This window comes from Nocardia amamiensis NBRC 102102 (assembly GCF_001612745.1).
In the GTDB taxonomy this organism is placed as follows: Bacteria; Actinomycetota; Actinomycetes; order Mycobacteriales; family Mycobacteriaceae; genus Nocardia; species Nocardia amamiensis.
In genome coordinates this window covers 1-1,098 of record NZ_BDBA01000447.1, presented here as the reverse complement: position 1 = coordinate 1,098, position 1,098 = coordinate 1, and the positions used below count along the sequence as shown (strand labels likewise).

Sequence of the window (1,098 nt, the reverse complement as noted above, 5' to 3'; positions counted from 1 at the left end):
CTAGTGCTGCGTTCCTCAAAGATCATGTATCTTGTTGCTGGTCTTGGTGGTTCGGGTGTGGTTGAGGTGGGTCCTGCCGAAGGTATTGGTTGCGCTTCCGGCACGGGATGCGCTGGAGGAGCGAAAGATTCGCAAGATCGCGTGTGCTCGTCATGCGCCTGGGGATTGGATTCGGCGGGCGCGGATGATCACGGCGAGTTGGGATGGGAAGTCCACCGCGCAGATCGCGGGCGAGCTCGGCTGCCATCCGCAGACGGTGCGAGAAAGGCTGCACCGGTTCAACACTCACGGCCTCGATGGGCTCGGTGATCGTCGAGGAGCAGGACGTAGACCTCGGTTGACCGAAACAGAGCGCAGCCGCATCGTGGCCTTGGTCGCGACGACGCCGCCGGGGCGTTTGACCCGCCACCCCGACGGTGCTCTGGAAGCCGAGCGGGACGGAGCGCCGTCGAGCTGGACCCTTGATTCGCTCACCGCGGCACTACCCGACGAGGGGATAGTCGTCGGCCGTAGTCAAGTGCGCAGAATCCTTGTAGCAGAGGGGGTTCGCTGGCGTCGGCCGCGGTCATGGACGACGAGCAAGGATCCGTACTTCGTCCCAAAAGGACCCACATCGTCGGTCTCTACACGCAGCCACCAGAAGGCGCCACGGTAGTCTGCGCCGACGAGTTGGGCCCGGTCTCGCCCCGCACCTTCGTACCCCCACCCGGGTGGTCGGTCGACGGGCACCGGATCAAGGCGCCGTTGGAATATTCGCGAGGCCCCGACAGGGTCTGGGTCTACGGATCGATCCGCGTCCGCGACGGCCAGGCGGTCACGCTCACCGCCGGCTCACGCAACAGCGTCAACTATCAGCGATTCCTCGAGCTGATCGAGCAGGCCAACCCGGTCGGCGATATCTACGTGATCACCGACAACCTGTCCAGTCACAACAGCAAATCCACTCGCGAATGGCTCGAGGACCATCCACGGATCAACCACGCGTTCATCCCGGTCGGGGCGTGCTGGCTCAACCTGCAAGAGCCGTGGTGGCGGATCTTCCGCCGCGAAGCCCTCGCAGGTCTGCGATTCCCCTCATATCGTGGAGGCCGGACCATG

Annotated in this window: 2 protein-coding genes; both read left to right on the top strand. The window is 64.2% G+C overall.

Translation table 11 applies throughout. The annotated features are described in order from the left end of the window. Positions 1-46 precede the first annotated feature (46 nt). Positions 47-655 carry a helix-turn-helix domain-containing protein gene (locus NA4_RS43545; RefSeq protein WP_307188636.1) on the top strand — a complete coding sequence of 203 codons (609 nt, stop codon included), beginning with the start codon at positions 47-49 and terminating at the stop codon, positions 653-655. Then, a partial coding sequence (locus NA4_RS38325; RefSeq protein ID WP_218022541.1) for an IS630 family transposase occupies positions 568-1,098 on the top strand: 531 nt, incomplete at its 3' end. The genes NA4_RS43545 and NA4_RS38325, both read left to right, overlap by 88 nt.